This is a genomic window from Sphaerisporangium rufum, assembly GCF_016863395.1.
Classification (GTDB): Bacteria; Actinomycetota; Actinomycetes; order Streptosporangiales; family Streptosporangiaceae; genus Sphaerisporangium; species Sphaerisporangium rufum.
This window is the reverse complement of record NZ_BOOU01000013.1, coordinates 136,569-151,302: the sequence shown is the minus strand read 5'-3', so window position 1 is coordinate 151,302 and position 14,734 is coordinate 136,569. Positions and strand designations below refer to the sequence as shown.

Genomic DNA, 14,734 nt, shown 5'->3' with positions numbered 1-14,734 from the left:
CGGCCGGCTCAGCGGCGCAGCACGATGGTGCGGGCGGCGCGATCGTGCAGGCCCCGCTGGTCGCGGTCGTAGATCAGCGCCGGCACCGCCAGGCAGAGCAGCAGGGTACGGATCACCACCGAGACCAGCGGCGGGCGGCCGCCGGACACGCCGGCCACCCGGATGCCGAACACCATCATGCCCAGGGTGGAGCCGATGGTTCCGACGAGCACGATGTACTCGACGGCGAACACCCCCATGCCGACCCAGGAGGCGGTGCGGGGATCGGCGCCCAGCAGGCCGCGGGCGATGGCCCAGGTGCACAGCAGCCAGTCGACCAGCAGCGCGCCGATCCGGCGGCCGAACCGGCCCACCGAGCCGGGGCCGGTCTCGGGGAGGCCGAGCCGCTGCCCCGGATAGCCGAGATCGACACCGGCGGCGGCCCGGGGCCCGCCGAGCCACGTCTGCGTCCATCGGGGCTGCTTGCTCATAGCGGGTAACATATCGGGAGGTCCACTCGGCCCTCGACCGGGCTCACCCTCCCCCCATTAACATCCGTGAAACAAACGGGACATGGGGCAGAAACGGCACAGGCCTACGGTCAATCTGCAAATTCGTGCCCTTGGGAGGTTGGATGTTCAGCTCCGCCGACGACGTCCTGAAGTACATCAGGGACGAGGGAGTGCAGTTCGTCGATGTCAGGTTCACCGACCTGCCGGGCACGACGCACCACTTCACCTTCCCGGTGGAGAACTTCGGCGCCGGTGTCTTCTCCGACGGCCTGATGTTCGACGGCTCGTCGATCCGGGGGTTCCAGGCGATCCACGAGTCGGACATGCTGCTGTTGCCCGATCCGTCGACCGCCGTGCTGGACCCGTTCCGGCAGCACAAGACCCTCAACATCAACTTCTTCGTCCACGACCCGCTGACCGGCGAGGCGTACAGCCGCGACCCGCGCAACGTGGCCCGCAAGGCCGAGGAGTACCTCAAGGGCACCGGCATCGCCGACACGTGCTACTTCGGCCCGGAGGCCGAGTTCTACATCTTCGACGACGTGCGGTTCTCCAGCAGCGCCAGCGAGAGCTACTACCACATCGACTCGATCGAGGGCGCCTGGAACACCGGCAAGGCCCAGGACGGCGGCAACCTGGGCTACAAGCCGCGCTACAAGGGCGGCTACTTCCCGGTGCCGCCGATGGACCACTTCACCGACCTGCGGTCGGAGATGGTGCGCCGCCTGATCGAGGCCGGCATCGACACCGAGATGCAGCACCACGAGGTCGGCACCGCCGGCCAGGCCGAGATCGACTTCAAGTTCGGCACGCTGCTCAAGACCGCCGACAACCTGATGCTGTACAAGTACATCATCAAGAACACCGCGCTGGAGTACGGCCACACGGTCACCTTCATGCCCAAGCCGATCTTCGGTGACAACGGCTCGGGCATGCACTGCCACCAGTCGCTGTGGAAGGACGGCGAGCCGCTGTTCTACGACGAGGTCGGCTACGCCGGGCTGTCGGACATGGCGCGGCACTACATCGGCGGCCTGCTCAAGCACGCGCCGGCCCTGCTGGCGTTCACCAACCCGACGGTGAACTCCTACCACCGCCTGGTGCCGGGCTACGAGGCCCCGGTGAACCTGGTCTACTCCCAGCGCAACCGCTCGGCCTGCATCCGGATCCCGATCACCGGGTCCAACCCGAAGGCCAAGCGCATCGAGTTCCGGGTGCCCGACCCGTCCTGCAACCCGTACTTCGCGTTCGCCGCGCAGCTGATGGCCGGCCTGGACGGCATCCGCAACAAGATCGAGCCGCCGCAGCCGGTGGACAAGGACCTCTACGAGCTGCCGCCGGAGGAGGCCGGCCAGGTGCCGCAGGTGCCCGGCACGCTCGCCGAGGTGCTCACCGCCCTGGAGGCCGACCACGAGTTCCTGCTCGAGGGCGGCGTGTTCACCCCGGACCTGATCGAGACCTGGATCGCCTACAAGCGCACCCAGGAGATCGACCCGATCCGGCTGCGCCCGCACCCTCACGAGTTCGAGCTCTACTACGACGTGTGACCCCTGCCTGATCCGCCGCCCTCCGGGTGGTGGGCCCGGCGACGCACCCGTCCCACCAGAGAGGCCATCGGCCGGCGCCCCGGGCACCGCCGGTGGCCTTTCGCGTGCGCCTCTCCCCGGATGGCGCGCGAACAACCGTGCCGCGCGTGTCTGATCGAGCCGTGGATCGATCGAGAGCCGGGCACGAGAATCGACAACCGAGAGTAAAGAGTCACCTACTCTTGGTAATGTACTTGTCGTGCCCGGACTCACTCACGAGATGCCGATCCAGCTCATCCACAACCGTCCGATGACCGCGGTGGAGCTGTTACGCCAGGCGACCGACATCGAGCTCCCCTCGTTCAGCTCCGCGACCGTGGAAGCAGCGGACTGCACGCAGCCGATCCCGGTGGAGTATCGCGCCGACTCGACAGTGGTGCTCCGCGACGCGGCGGGTGACCCCCAGCTGGCACTGATCGTGGAAGTTCAGAACCGGCACGACGCACGCAAACGGTTCACCTGGCCCGTCTACCTCGCGGCGATTCGAGCCCGATGGGAGTGCCCGGCCGCACTCATGGTCATCTGCCCGGATCCGGCGCTCGCCCGCTGGTGCGAGCAGGCCATCCACCTCGGGCCGCGCGGGGTCGTGACCCCGCTGGCCGTGCATCCCGGCTCGATCCCGCTGATCACGGATCCGACTCGTGCACGCGCCTGCCCCGAACTGGCGGTGCTCTCGGCCACCGCGCACGCCGAGCACGCCGAGGCCGGCCCCGCCCTGGAGGCGTTGCTGGCCGGGCTGGACACCCTTGACGAGGATCGCGCCAAGCTATATTTGAATTACGTGTTCGCCGTGCTACCGACGGTAGCGCGCAAGCACCTGGAGGAGATCTTGACCGCGACAGGCCAGGAATACGAGAGCATCGCCCGGCACTACCTGTCCCACTGGGTGGAGCAGGGCCTCGAACAGGGCCTCGAACAGGGCCTCAAGCAGGGCCTCAAGCAGGGCCTCAAGCAGGGCTTGGAGCAGGGGCGTGCTCGGGGGGAGGCCGCGGCGATCCTGGCGGTGCTCGACACCCGCGGGCTGGAGATCTCCCCGGAGACGCGCGGGCGCATCGACGGCTGCACCGACCTGGCCCTGCTGGAGACCTGGATCCGTCGGGCGGTCACGGTCGAGTCGGCCGACGACATCTTCGACTGACCTCGTCCAGCGTAGAAGGCCACCGGCCGGCTCTCGGGCCCTCGGGTGGCCTTTCTACCGCTATCAGATGGTTTGGGCCCGTCGCCGTCAACCGGCGGCCAGGGCGGCGCCGAGCGGGGTGTGCTCGTAGCGGACGGACCGGCCGGCGCGGGTGCGGGTGACCAGGCCGGCCTCGCGCAGCACCGCCAGGTGGCCGCCTATGGTGCCCAGGCTCAGGCCGAGCCGGGCCGCGAGCTGCGTCGTCGTCGCGGGCACGTCCAGGGCGCGCAGCACGTCCGCGCGGCGCGGGCCGACCAGCCGGCTCAGCGCCCCGCCGCCCGGTGCGCGCGCCGCCGGGGCGAGCAGGTCCGCGATGCCCCGGGCGGGATAGACCAGGGCGTAGGGCCACGGCGGCTCGACGTAGTTGATCAGCGTGCCGAACACCGTCGGCATCAGCAGCAGGCCCTGGCCGGCCGGCCGGTGCCGCTCCCACTCGGTGCGCGAGCCGGTGCGCACCTCGATGGTCCCGGCCTGCCCCTCGGAGCGCCAGCGCACCCGCGGATCGAGATCGGACAGCGCGGCCGCCCAGCCGTACATCGCCAGGTGCCCGGCGCGGCGGACCAGGTCACGCTCCAGCACCGCCCGCAGCCGGGGCCAGTCCGGCTCGACCAGCTCCCGCCAGCTCGCCTCGATCGCGTCGGCGAGGCGGTTCACCACGTCCGGCGCGTCGAGAATGCGCCGCACCTGGCGCGGCGGTGTCCGCAGCCCCGCCAGATTGCGGGCCAGCTCCAGTCGCGCCCGCCGCAGCGGCGTGGCGCGCACCGCGGCCAGTTCGGCGGCGAAGTCACCGCCGGCGCCCGCCGGCGGCGGATGGATGAAGTCGGCGTTGTAGGCGCCGCGGCGGAAGAGCGCGGTCAGCGCGTCGACCGCGGGCGCCTGCCGGCGCAACCGCTGGTACCGGGGGGTGATGCGCTCGGCCCACGGCCGGAGCGGGCCGGCGGCCTGCACGCCGGCCGCGACGCGCAGCGCCTGCATCGCCTCGCCCAGCGGCGAGATCGCGTAGCGGGTGCGCGCCACGTCGACCGGTCCCACCTCGATGGCCAGCACGTTTCGCCTCCACCCGAAAGCATAGTCAGCGTGGCCGGGCCGCCGTGATGCTGTCGGCCATGACCCCTGCGCCCGTCGCGGCACGCCCGGCCACCTACCGCGAGGTGTTCGCCGTCGGCCAGTTCCGCGTGCTGTTCGGCGGCTACACGCTCTTCCTGGCCGGTGAGACGGTGCGGATGCTCGCCCTGTCGGTGACCGTCTACGCGGTGACCGGGTCGCCGCTGATGTCGGCGCTCGCCTACGCGGCGGGCTTCCTGCCCTATGCCCTGGGCGGCACGTTGCTGCTGGCCTTCGCCGACCGCTGGCCGCCGCGCGCAGTCATGATCGGCTACGAGATGCTGCGCGCCGTGGTGAGCGCCGTGCTGGCCGCCGGCCTGCTGCCGGTACCGGCCATGCTGGTGCTGGTGTTCGTCACGGGGCTGCCCAGCGCCGTCGCGGCCGCGTCGCGCACCGCCCTACTGCCCGACCTGCTGGACGGCGACCGCTACGTGCTCGGCCGGGCGGTGTTCTCCATGGCGGCCGGCGGCACGCAGGTGCTCGGCTTCGCCGCCGGCGGCGTACTGATCGCCGCGGTCGGCGCGCCGGGCGCGCTGTGGATCACCGCCGCGACCTGCCTCGGCTCGGCGGCCCTGCTGCGGCTGCGCCTTTCCCCCTACCCGCCCCGCCGCACCGGGGGTTCGGCCGGCGTCACCGAGACCTGGCGGGTCAACCGGGCGCTGCTGCGCCGGCCCGCGATCCGGGCGTTGCTGGTGGCGCACTGGCCGGCACCGGCGCTGATGGTCGGCGCCGAGGGCGTGCTGGTCCCCTACGCCGCGCGGGCCGGCGCGCCGGACGCGGCCGGTCCGCTGTTCGCCGCGGTCGCCGCCGGGATGTTCGCCGGCAACCTGATCGTCGGCCGGCTGGTGAGCCCGGCGGGCCGGGAGCGGCTGGCCGGCCCGCTCGCGCTCGCGCTCGGACTGCCGTTGCTGTGGTTCGTGCTGCGTCCCGCGCCGGGATACGCGGCCGTCCTGATGGCGGTGTCCGGTTTCGGGGTCGCCTACCAGCTCGGGCTGGCTCGCAGATTCCTCGCCGCGGTGCCGGAGACCTGGCGCGGCCAGGCGTTCGGCCTGCTGGTGACCGGGACGATGACGTTGCAGGGCCTGACCGCCGCGGCCGGGGGCGCGCTGGGCGAGATCCTGGCCCCGGAACTGGTGATCACGCTGGCGGGCGCGGCCTCGGCCACCGCCGTCCTGATGTCCTGGCGGACGCTGTCGCCCGCCCGGCCACGCCGGGCGCGGCGCGACCTCGGGTCATGAGATCACGCCGGCGGGCCCGTCCGATGGCGGGACGTCGCCGATCCGGTGCCCCTGCGCGGACGCCCGTCCCGGTGAGCGCCACCCCGCCTCAGCGGGGGCGGCGGGGACGGTTGACGGGATGCGGGTGCCGCTCGGGGTCGACGACCGGGCCGGGGCTGGTGGGCCGGCCGACGATCTCCGAGGAGAGCTTGCTCACCACGTTGATGAGCTCGTGCAGGAGGCTGCGCTTGGCGGCCATGGTGTCCTCCAGGTAGGGGTAGGGGGCCGGTGGGCGACCCGCCGGGGACCGGCCGGCCGGCCACTGCGAATCCGGCCATGACCTCAACATCACGATATATCGTGTTGATGAGTTCGTCCACCGCAGCGGCCGTCGAGCCCCCCTTTACCCGTTATAAGGTCGAATCGCACCACCGATCGCGGAAGCGCCGGCCCGCCGCGGGTGTTCGGGTCTATTCGGGCGGCCCGCCGGAGCCGCCCGGGCGAGGTCAGGAGATCACATGTTCGGTCGCAAGCCGATCGAGGAGAGGCTCGCCGAGCGGCGGGCGCAGCTTCCGCCGCTGAAGGAGGGACAGCACTTCGAGCACGGACCGGCGAAGTTCATCTTCGTGTTCCTGATCGCTTTCGTCGTGCTGGCGCACTTCATCGGGCTGTTCATCCTGATGGCGCTCAACCTGCACTGAACTCCGCCAGGCCCCGCTGCCGCGCGGCCGGGCGGTGGCGGTCAGTAGGGCAGGCGGTAGCGCTCGAAGCGCGGCGCCACGTACGGCGCCTTGAACTTGGGGAAGGCGACGGTCCGGACGTCTCCGTCGGAGGTGTAGCGCTCCTCGGGGTGGGCCTTCAGCCAGTCCAGCCAGGCGGTGGAGCAGAACCGCGCGCAGTCCCCGACCTTGTCCATGGCCCGGATGCGCGGGATGCCGAGCGGGTCGAAGTCCTTGCTGAACGGGGACGGCGCGGGCGTGTACCCGGCGAGGAACACGCCGGAGAAGTCGTAGCGCCCATCGCCGGTGCCGCCGCGCAGCGCCCAGGACTTGGTGCTGGGCTGGTTGCCGTAGGGCAGCGCGATGGTGGCCGGCGTCTCCTTGATCAGGGAGCGGACCAGCTTCTGGTCGCCGGCGATCTGCTGGGACACCTGATCCTGGGACTTGCCGCGCAGGTTGTGGTGGTCCAGGGTGTGGTTGCCGATGTCGAACCCGTTGTCGCGCAGCCAGCCGAGCACCTGTGCCTGCGCCTCGGCACCGAAGGTGCCGAACATGTCCTTGATGACGAAGAACGTGGCGACCGGCCGGAACCCGGGATGGCGGCGGGCGACGTCCTGCAGGATGCCGACCGCGGTGTCGGGCTTGGGAACGCCCGACCCGTCCAGGGTGAGCTGGGAGGGCGAGGAGTCGTCGAAGGTGAGGACCACCGGGTGCCGCCCGGCCGGGATCGCGATCCGGCCGGTGGTGTACTCCTTGGCGGTGATCGGGACGTAGCCGTCCCTGGCCAGCCGCTCCAGTTCGGTGCGGAACTGCTGCGGGGTGCGGTCGTCCGGCCCGGCCGGCTTCGCCATCACCCGGTGGTACATGATCACCGGGATCTGGCCGAGCTCGTTGGCCTTGACCCGTGCGGCGCGCGCCGCGGCGGCCGCGTGCTGTTGCCGCGCGTCGCCGGCGTGCTGCTTGGCGGGCTGCGCGACGATCTTCTTCTCGTCCTGCCCGCAACCGGCGGCGCCGATCACGCACAGCGACAGTGCTCCGGCGACCGCCCCGAGGCGGCGTACCCCAGACATCCCCATGGTCCCCCCAACCAACCCGAGGAATGAGATACGTTCCTCCTACCCGGCTGACCTGGGGGTTCTCTCCCGCCTTGGGGAACGGATACCAAAGAGCCGCACCTTAATTCGCATTTCTCGGCATCTCCGATCAACTCGCCATATATGGCGAGTTGTCAGTATCTAGGCGCCGGGGCGGCTCACTTGGCCTCGCCGGCCCGCGACCGGATGCCGGTGAGCCGGCGCAACACGTCCCACCAGAACGGCCCGCCGAACAGCAGCGCGAAGAACGTGACCAGGAAGCCCGGCCAGTGGCCCGGGGTGACCAGCCGGTGCAGCCACTCCCCGCCGTTCCACGACCACCGCGGGCGGCCGTCGTCCGGGATGCGCACCGACACCGGCGCGTTGCCGACGATCGTGACGAAGGCCGGCGCCGACAGCACCTCGGTGAGGCAGCCGTAGGGGTCGGCGGGGTGCTCGGGGCACTTGTCCCGCAGGCTCGCCAGCGCCCCCGCTCCCCCGTCGGTGCTCGCGGTGATCTGCGCCCGCAGCGCGTTGTCGGTCAGGATGGCCCGGCCGTACTCCAGCGAGTCCATGCTGAACAGCAGGGTCAGCGCCAGCCCGATCGCGGCGATGACCCAGCGGACGTACCGGCGGTAGAGCAGGGTGAGGCGCTGCATCTCGCCGTCGAACCACTCCTCCACGCCCTTGCGGAAGGTCGCGAGGTCACCGCGCGCGGTCTCCCACACGCCCTTCAGCGGCCCGTACAGCGGGCTGTGGTCCTGCTCCAGCCGGCCGAGCAGCGCCGGCACCCCGCCCTCGCCGGTGACGATCTCCATCACCGCGACGCCGAACCGGGCGGGCGGGATCGCCGCGATGCTCGTCCGGCCGTCGGTGCGGTGGTCGATCTCGCGCAGCCGCTCGTACAGCCGGTCCGACCAGCTGCCCGCCGTGCTCGCCACCGGCGCGGGCAGCGGGCTGAACGCCGGCCGGGCGTCCCGGCCGAACGGCAGCCGGGCGAAGACCTCCGACAGCGAGCTCGGGATGCGGGACCGCTTGCCGTCCGGGCCGTCGAAGGTGTCCCGCAGGTAGGACCACAGGAACTTGCTGCGGATGCCGAGCAGCCGCACCAGCCCTTCGTTGATCCCGCTGACCAGCAGCGAGAAGAGCAGGAACGCGAGGACCAGCCCGATGGCGAGGTCAAGGTAAACAGAAGTCAAAAGAGATCACCCGAGATGTACATACACCCCGGCACGAACACCCCGCAACGCGTTCACCCACCTCGGAATGACGATGATTCCCCGGATATGGGGGGAATCCGCCGGCGGCCGCGGTCAGGCGCCGTAGAACACCCGCTCGGCCACCGCGCGCGCCCGGCGGGTGGCCCGCAGGTAGTCCTCCAGGAAGTCCTCCGAGCCGTCCGGGGGGTAGCCGAGCGCTCGGGCGATCATGCCGCGCTCGCGCAGGTCGGCCGGGATGCTGTCGCCGGCCCGGCCGCGGACCAGCATGATCGCGTCCCGGATCTGCGAGGCGAACCGCCACGCCTCGGCCAGCACCTCCTCGTCGGCGGCCGGGAGCAGGCCGGCGCCGACCGCGGCGCGCAGGGCCGCCAGGGTCCGGGTGGTGCGCAGTTCGGGCACCTCGCCGGCGTGCCGGAGCTGGATGAGCTGGGCCGGCCACTCCACGTCGGACAGCCCGCCCCGGCCGAGCTTGGTGTGCAGCAGTGGGTCGGCGCCGCGCGGCAGCCGTTCGGCCTCCATCCGCGCCTTCAGCCGGCGGATCTCGCGCACGGCGGCCTCGTCGATGCCGCCCGGCGGGTAGCGCAGCGGCTCGATCATCTCGACGAACTCGGCGCCGAGCCCGGCGTCGCCAGCGGAGAACCGGGCGCGCAGCAGCGCCTGCGACTCCCAGGGCGACGACCACCGCCGGTAGTAGGCGGCGTAGGAGGACAGCGTGCGCACCAGCGGGCCCTGGCGGCCCTCGGGACGCAGGTCGGGGTCGACCAGCAGCGGCGGGTCGGTCGCGGGCAGCGCCAGCAGCCGGCGCAGCTCGTTGGCCACCGCGTGCGCCGCGTCGGCCGCCTCCCGGTCGGCGGCCCCCGGCAGCGGCGCGTGTACGAACATGACGTCGGCGTCGCTGCCGTAGGAGCACTCGTAGCCGCCGAGCCGGCCCATCGCGATGACCGCGAACCTGGTGGGCAGCTCGCCGCGGCGCTCGCAGGAGATCTTGTGGATCGCCGCGTCCAGCGCGGCCTGGACGGTGACGTCGTTGAGCTCCGACAGCGCCTGGCCGACGTCCTCGATGTCCAGCCGGCCGACCAGCCCGGCGACCGCGGTGCGGAACAGCTCGCGGCGGCGCAGGCCGCGGACGGACGCGACCGCCTTCTCGGCGTCCTGGGCGTGCCGGCGCACCGAGGCGTCGGCCTCGGCGGCCAGGGTGGCCTTGGCGCGGGGGACCAGCTCGGCGTCCGCGCCGAGCATCGCCACCGCCTCCGGCGCGTTCAGCAGCAGGCCGGTGGCGTAGCGGCTGGTGCCGAGGATGCGGGCCATCCGCTCGGCGGCGGCGGTCTCGTCGCGCAGCAGGCGCAGGTACCAGGGGCTGGTGCCGAGCTTGTCGCTGACCTGGCGGAAGCCGAGCAGCCCGGCGTCGGGGTCGGGGGCGTCGGCGAACCAGCCGAGCATCACCGGCAGCAGCGTGCGCTGGATCGCCGCCCGGCGGGAGACGCCGCTGGTGAGCGCGGCGATGTGCCGCAGCGCGCCGGCCGGGTCGGCGTACCCGAGCGCGGACAGCCGGGCGGAGGCGGCCGCGGTGGACAGCCGGGCCTCCTCTCCGGGCAGCCGGGCGACGGCCTGCAGCAGCGGGCGGTAGAACAGCTTCTCGTGCAGCCGCCGGGCCTCCATGGCGTGCCGGCGCCACCGGGTGGTGAACTCGCCGACCGGATCGGCGGTCATGCCGAAGGCCCGGCCGAGGCGCCGCAGCTCGGTGACCTCGTCGGGGACCACGTGGGTGCGGCGCAGCCGGTGCAACTGGAGCAGGTGCTCGACCTGGCGCAGGAAGGTGTACGCCTCGGCCAGCGCCTTGGCGTCGTCCCGGCCGACGTAGCCGCCCCGCGACAGCGCGGCCAGCGCCGGCAGGGTGGCCCGGCGGCGCAGCAGCCCGTCGGCCCGCCCGTGCACCAGCTGGAGCAGCTGGACGGCGAACTCGATGTCGCGCAGGCCGCCGGGGCCGAGCTTGATCTGCCGGTCGGCCTGGTCGGCCCGCACGTTGGCCTCCACCTTGCGCCGCATCGCCTGCACGTCCTCGACGAAGTTCTCCCGGGCGGCGGCCTGCCACACCATCTCGTCGACCGCCGAGACGTACTCGCCGCCGAGGGTGAGGTCGCCGGCGATCGGGCGGGCCTTGAGCAGCGCCTGGAACTCCCAGGTCTTGGCCCAGCGCCGGTAGTAGGTGACATGGCTGGCCAGCGTGCGCACCAGCGGGCCGGCCTTGCCCTCCGGGCGCAGCGCGGCGTCCACCTCCCACAGCGCCCCTTCGGGGGTACTGGCCGAGCAGGCGCGCATCATGCCCTGGGCCAGCCGGGTCGCCGCGCGCAGCGCCTTGGTCTCGTCCACGCCCTCGCGCGGCTCGGCGACGAAGACGACGTCCACGTCGCTGATGTAGTTGAGCTCCCGGGCACCGCACTTGCCCATGCCGATCACGGCCAGCCGGGCGTCGGCGGCCTCGGGGACGTCGCGCCGGGCGATGGCGAGCCCGGCCTCCAGCGCGGCGGCGGCCAGGTCGGACAGCTCGGAGGTGACCTCGGGCAGGCCGGTGACCCCGGTGACGTCGCGGGCGGCCAGGTGCAGCAGCCGCGCCCGATAGGCCGCGCGCAGCCCGTCCATGGCCGCCGCGGCGTCCGGGCCGGCGACGGGCTCGGCGTCGGCGGGGTCGGCGCCGACGGCGGCGATCAGGCCGGCGCGCAGCTCGTCGCCGGTGGGGCGCCGGACGGCCTGCTCGCCGGACAGCGCCCGCCAGTCGTCGGGATGGCGGAACAGGTGCTCGCCGAGCGCGGCGGACAGGCCGAGCACGCCGAGCAGCCGGGCCCGCAGCCCCTCCTCGGCGCGCATCGCGCCGAGGACGCTCGGGTCCTGCTCGGTGAGCCGGGCCAGCGAGAGCAGCGCCAGGTCGGGCTCGGCCGCGCCGACCAGCGCGCCGAGCAGGTCCAGGTCGCCCACCGCCTCGGGGCCGAGGTCGTCCAGGAGCCGCTCGGCCCGGGCTCCGTCGGCGAAGCCGGCCCGGGCCAGCCGCCCGGCCGTGGTCTGCATGCGGGACTCGGCACTCACCCGCTCAACGTAGCCGTTCCCTCACCGGTTCGTCGTTAGCGGTTTCGCACCGTGATCGGCCGGTCACCGAGAAATAGTGGGGAATCCGGGAAACGCCGGCGCGACGTCGTTCCGCCGGCGGCGCCGGTCGGCCCGTGGCGGGTAGCCACCATGTCACGACTTATCGCCAAAGCGGGAACTGTACCTCCCGCCAATCGTTGACTAGATGTACGGTTATTTCCGGTTCGGGGGAACCGGTAAATAGGGGGACATTGCAGGCTCATGGGGGAATTCGTCCGGACAGCGCTCACCTTTCCCGCCGTCATCTTCGGCTTCCTGCTGGTCGTCGTGGTCGGGTACTGGGTGCTCGTACTGGTCAGCGGCGCGGGCCTGGACGGGCTCGGCGCCGACGGCGACCCGGGGCTCGGCGCCGGGCTGCTCGGCGGGCTCGGCCTCGGCGGCATGCCGGTGACGGTGAGCGTCTCGCTGCTGGTGGCGTTCTCCTGGTTCATCGGGCTGGCCGGCACCGCGCTGGTGGACGGCCCGGCGGCGCGGGTGGCCGTGCTGGCCGCCGCCCCGGCGGGCGCCTGGCTCGCCGTCCGCGCGCTGGCGGCGCCGCTGCGCCGGATGGGCGCCGCGGCGCCGGCGCCGTCCCGGGCCGACTTCGTCGGCCGCACCTGCGTGATCCGCACCGGCCGGGTCGGCGCCGACTTCGGCCAGGCCGAGGTGCGGGCGTCCGACGGCTCCTCCGCCGTCATCCAGGTCAGGCAGCTGCAGTGGCCGGGTCACCCGCCGCGGGACGAGCCCGGCGGGCTCCCCGCCCGCGGCGGTCACGGGCCCGTGCCGTCCACCGCACCTGACCGCATCCGCGACGGGCGCCACGCACCGGCGGCCGGCGGCCATCATGAAGAACCGCTCCGCGCGGGCGACCTCGCCCTGATCTTCGAGTACGACGCGGAACGCGAGTTCTTCTGGGTCACGCCGTGCCCCGCGGGCCTCGGCCCCGGCGCCCCCACCACGTAAGGGGACCTCTCTCCGTTGGACGTCATCTCCACGGGCTTCGGCGTGCTGCTCGCCGTCGTCCTGATCATCGCGCTGGCCGTACTGCTGGTGGTCACCCGGCTCTTCCGCAAGGTGGAGCAGGGCAAGGCCCTGATCATCTCCAAGGTCCGGGCGGTGGACGTCACCTTCACCGGTGCCGTCGTGCTGCCCGTCCTGCACAAGGCCGAGATCATGGACATCTCGGTGAAGACCATCGAGATCGAGCGGACCGGCCACGAAGGCCTCATCTGCCAGGACAACATCCGGGCCGACATCCGCATCACGTTCTTCGTCCGGGTCAACAAGACCGCCGAGGACGTGGTGAAGGTGGCCCAGGCCATCGGCACCGCGCGGGCCAGCGACGAGACCACCTTGCAGGCGCTGTTCAACGCGAAGTTCTCCGAGGCGCTGAAGACGGTCGGCAAGCAGCTCGACTTCGTCGACCTCTACACCCAGCGCGACGAGTTCCGCGACCAGATCATCCGGGTCATCGGCACCGACCTCAACGGCTACAGCCTGGAGGACGCCGCCATCGACTTCCTGGAGCAGACGCCGATGTCCCAGCTGGACCCGGCCAACATCCTGGACGCGCAGGGCATCCGCAAGATCACCGAGCTGACCGCGATCGAGCACGTGCGCACCAACGAGTTCCAGCGGCACGAGGAGAAGGAGATCACCCGGCAGGACGTCGACGCGCGCGAGGCGATCCTGGAGCTGGAGCGGCGGCGGGCGGACGCCGAGATCAAGCAGAAGCGGGAGATCGAGACGATGCGGGCCCGCGAGGAGGCGGAGATCAGCCGGGTGCGGGCCGAGGAGCGGCTGCGCGCGCAGGCGGCGCAGGTGCGCACCGACGAGCAGCTCGGCATCCAGGAGGAGAACAAGGCCCGCGAGATCGCGGTCGCCGAGAAGAACCGCGAGCGGGTCATCGCGATCGAGAGCGAGCGCATCGAGAAGGACCGCCTGCTGGAGGTGATCGCCCGCGAGCGGGAGACCGAGCTGCGGACGATCGCCAAGGACAAGGAGGTGGAGACCGAGCGGCGCGCCATGGCCGAGGTCGTGCGCGAGCGGGTCGCGGTGGAGAAGACCGTCGCCGAGCAGGAGGAGAGCATCAAGCGGCTCCGCGCGGTGGAGGAGGCCGAGCGGATGCGCCAGGCCCTGGTCATCCAGGCCGAGGCCGAGGCGCAGGAGGGCCTGGTCAAGGACATCAAGGCCGCCGAGGCGGCCGAGGCGGCCGCCGCGCACAAGGCCCGCGAGGAGCTGGTGCTCGCCGAGGCGCGCCGCAAGGCCGCCGAGTTCGACGCCGAGGCCAAGACCCGGCTGGCCGAGGGCGTGCGCGCCGAGGCCGCCGCCACCGGGCTGGCCGCCGCGCAGGTGCGCGAGCGGGAGGCCGACGCCATCGAGAAGGTCGGCCGCGCCGAGGCCGTCGTGGAGCGGGAGAAGGCCCTGGTGGCCGCCGCCGCGGTCGGCGAGCGGCTGAAGTCCGAGGCCGAGGGCCTGAAGGAGAAGGCCGCCGCGATGGCCGCGCTGGACGACGCCACCCGCGCCCACGAGGAGTACCGCCTGCGGCTAGAGGCGGAGAAGGAACTGCGGATGGCCGGGCTGGACGCCCAGCGCGCGGTCGCCGCGGCGCAGGCCGAAGTGGTGGCGGCCGGCCTCGCCAAGGCCGACATCGACATCGTCGGCGGCGACGGGGCGTTCTTCGACCGGCTGGTCGGCGCGATCTCGCTCGGCAAGAGCGTGGACGGCTTCATGGAGCACTCGCAGGTCGCCTCGCGGCTGGCCGGGCCGTGGCTGGACGGCACGGCGAGCCTGCCGGAGGACCTGGTCCGGGTGCTCGGCCCGGTCGGCACCGCCGATCTGCAGAACCTGACCGTCTCGGCCCTGCTGCTGAAGCTGATCGGCTCCGGCGGCCCGCAGACGGCCGGGCTGAGCGCGCTGCTGGAGGAGGCCCGCCGGCTCGGCGTGGCCGAGGCCCCGCTGGGCGGGCCGGCCGCGGGCAACGGCACGGCCCTGACCACCGGCGGCGCCGCCGGGGCGGGACGCTGA

The 14,734-nt window shown here is 72.7% G+C and carries 12 protein-coding genes; 6 read left to right on the top strand and 6 right to left on the bottom strand.

The features are described from left to right. Positions 1-8: 8 nt before the first annotated feature. Positions 9-470, bottom strand: a complete 462-nt coding sequence (locus tag Sru01_RS04970; protein WP_203982645.1) for an RDD family protein — start codon at positions 468-470, stop codon at positions 9-11. Between the two features lie 143 nt (positions 471-613). Here Sru01_RS04970 and glnA point away from each other — a divergent pair, with 143 nt between their 5' ends. Together glnA and Sru01_RS04960 are read left to right on the top strand one after the other, a co-directional pair. Next, positions 614-2,038 (top strand): type I glutamate--ammonia ligase, encoded by a 1,425-nt coding sequence (gene glnA, locus Sru01_RS04965; protein ID WP_203982644.1) that lies wholly within the window; start codon positions 614-616, stop codon positions 2,036-2,038. A gap of 238 nt (positions 2,039-2,276) precedes the next feature. Continuing rightward, positions 2,277-3,215 (top strand): RpnC/YadD family protein, encoded by a 939-nt coding sequence (locus Sru01_RS04960; protein WP_203982643.1) that lies wholly within the window; start codon positions 2,277-2,279, stop codon positions 3,213-3,215. Positions 3,216-3,302: 87 nt separating this feature from the next. On the opposite strand, the gene Sru01_RS04955 is transcribed toward Sru01_RS04960, so the two are convergent. Continuing rightward, positions 3,303-4,301 (bottom strand): ArsR/SmtB family transcription factor, encoded by a 999-nt coding sequence (locus tag Sru01_RS04955; protein WP_239136920.1) that lies wholly within the window; start codon positions 4,299-4,301, stop codon positions 3,303-3,305. Between the two features lie 59 nt (positions 4,302-4,360). On the opposite strand from Sru01_RS04955, the gene Sru01_RS04950 reads away from it, so the two are divergent. Further along, the gene (locus Sru01_RS04950) at positions 4,361-5,596 is read left to right on the top strand and encodes an MFS transporter (RefSeq protein ID WP_203982642.1); all 1,236 of its coding nucleotides are present in this window, start codon (positions 4,361-4,363) and stop codon (positions 5,594-5,596) included. 88 nt (positions 5,597-5,684) lie between these two features. On the opposite strand, the gene Sru01_RS04945 is transcribed toward Sru01_RS04950, so the two are convergent. Then, a complete protein-coding gene (locus Sru01_RS04945) occupies positions 5,685-5,924 on the bottom strand; it encodes a hypothetical protein (RefSeq protein WP_203982641.1) in 240 nt (79 codons plus the stop codon). 169 nt (positions 5,925-6,093) lie between these two features. Between Sru01_RS04945 and Sru01_RS04940 the strand changes: the two genes are divergently transcribed. After that, entirely contained in the window at positions 6,094-6,276 is a 183-nt protein-coding gene (locus Sru01_RS04940; RefSeq protein ID WP_203982640.1) for a hypothetical protein, read from the top strand. A gap of 41 nt (positions 6,277-6,317) precedes the next feature. Here the strand turns inward: Sru01_RS04940 and Sru01_RS04935 are convergent, their stop codons facing one another. From Sru01_RS04935 to Sru01_RS04925, 3 genes are all read right to left on the bottom strand, one after another. Beyond that, positions 6,318-7,364: a polysaccharide deacetylase family protein gene (locus Sru01_RS04935; RefSeq protein ID WP_239136918.1), complete on the bottom strand. Its 1,047-nt coding sequence runs from the start codon at positions 7,362-7,364 to the stop codon at positions 6,318-6,320. 182 nt (positions 7,365-7,546) lie between these two features. Then, positions 7,547-8,566 (bottom strand): hypothetical protein, encoded by a 1,020-nt coding sequence (locus Sru01_RS04930; RefSeq protein WP_203982638.1) that lies wholly within the window; start codon positions 8,564-8,566, stop codon positions 7,547-7,549. Positions 8,567-8,680: 114 nt separating this feature from the next. Then, a complete protein-coding gene (locus Sru01_RS04925; RefSeq protein ID WP_203982756.1) occupies positions 8,681-11,650 on the bottom strand; it encodes a bifunctional [glutamine synthetase] adenylyltransferase/[glutamine synthetase]-adenylyl-L-tyrosine phosphorylase in 2,970 nt (989 codons plus the stop codon). A gap of 279 nt (positions 11,651-11,929) precedes the next feature. Between Sru01_RS04925 and Sru01_RS04920 the strand changes: the two genes are divergently transcribed. Together Sru01_RS04920 and Sru01_RS04915 are read left to right on the top strand one after the other, a co-directional pair. Beyond that, the gene (locus tag Sru01_RS04920) at positions 11,930-12,670 is read left to right on the top strand and encodes a hypothetical protein (RefSeq protein WP_203982637.1); all 741 of its coding nucleotides are present in this window, start codon (positions 11,930-11,932) and stop codon (positions 12,668-12,670) included. A 15-nt stretch (positions 12,671-12,685) separates the two neighbouring features. Further along, positions 12,686-14,734: a flotillin family protein gene (locus Sru01_RS04915; protein ID WP_203982636.1), complete on the top strand. Its 2,049-nt coding sequence runs from the start codon at positions 12,686-12,688 to the stop codon at positions 14,732-14,734.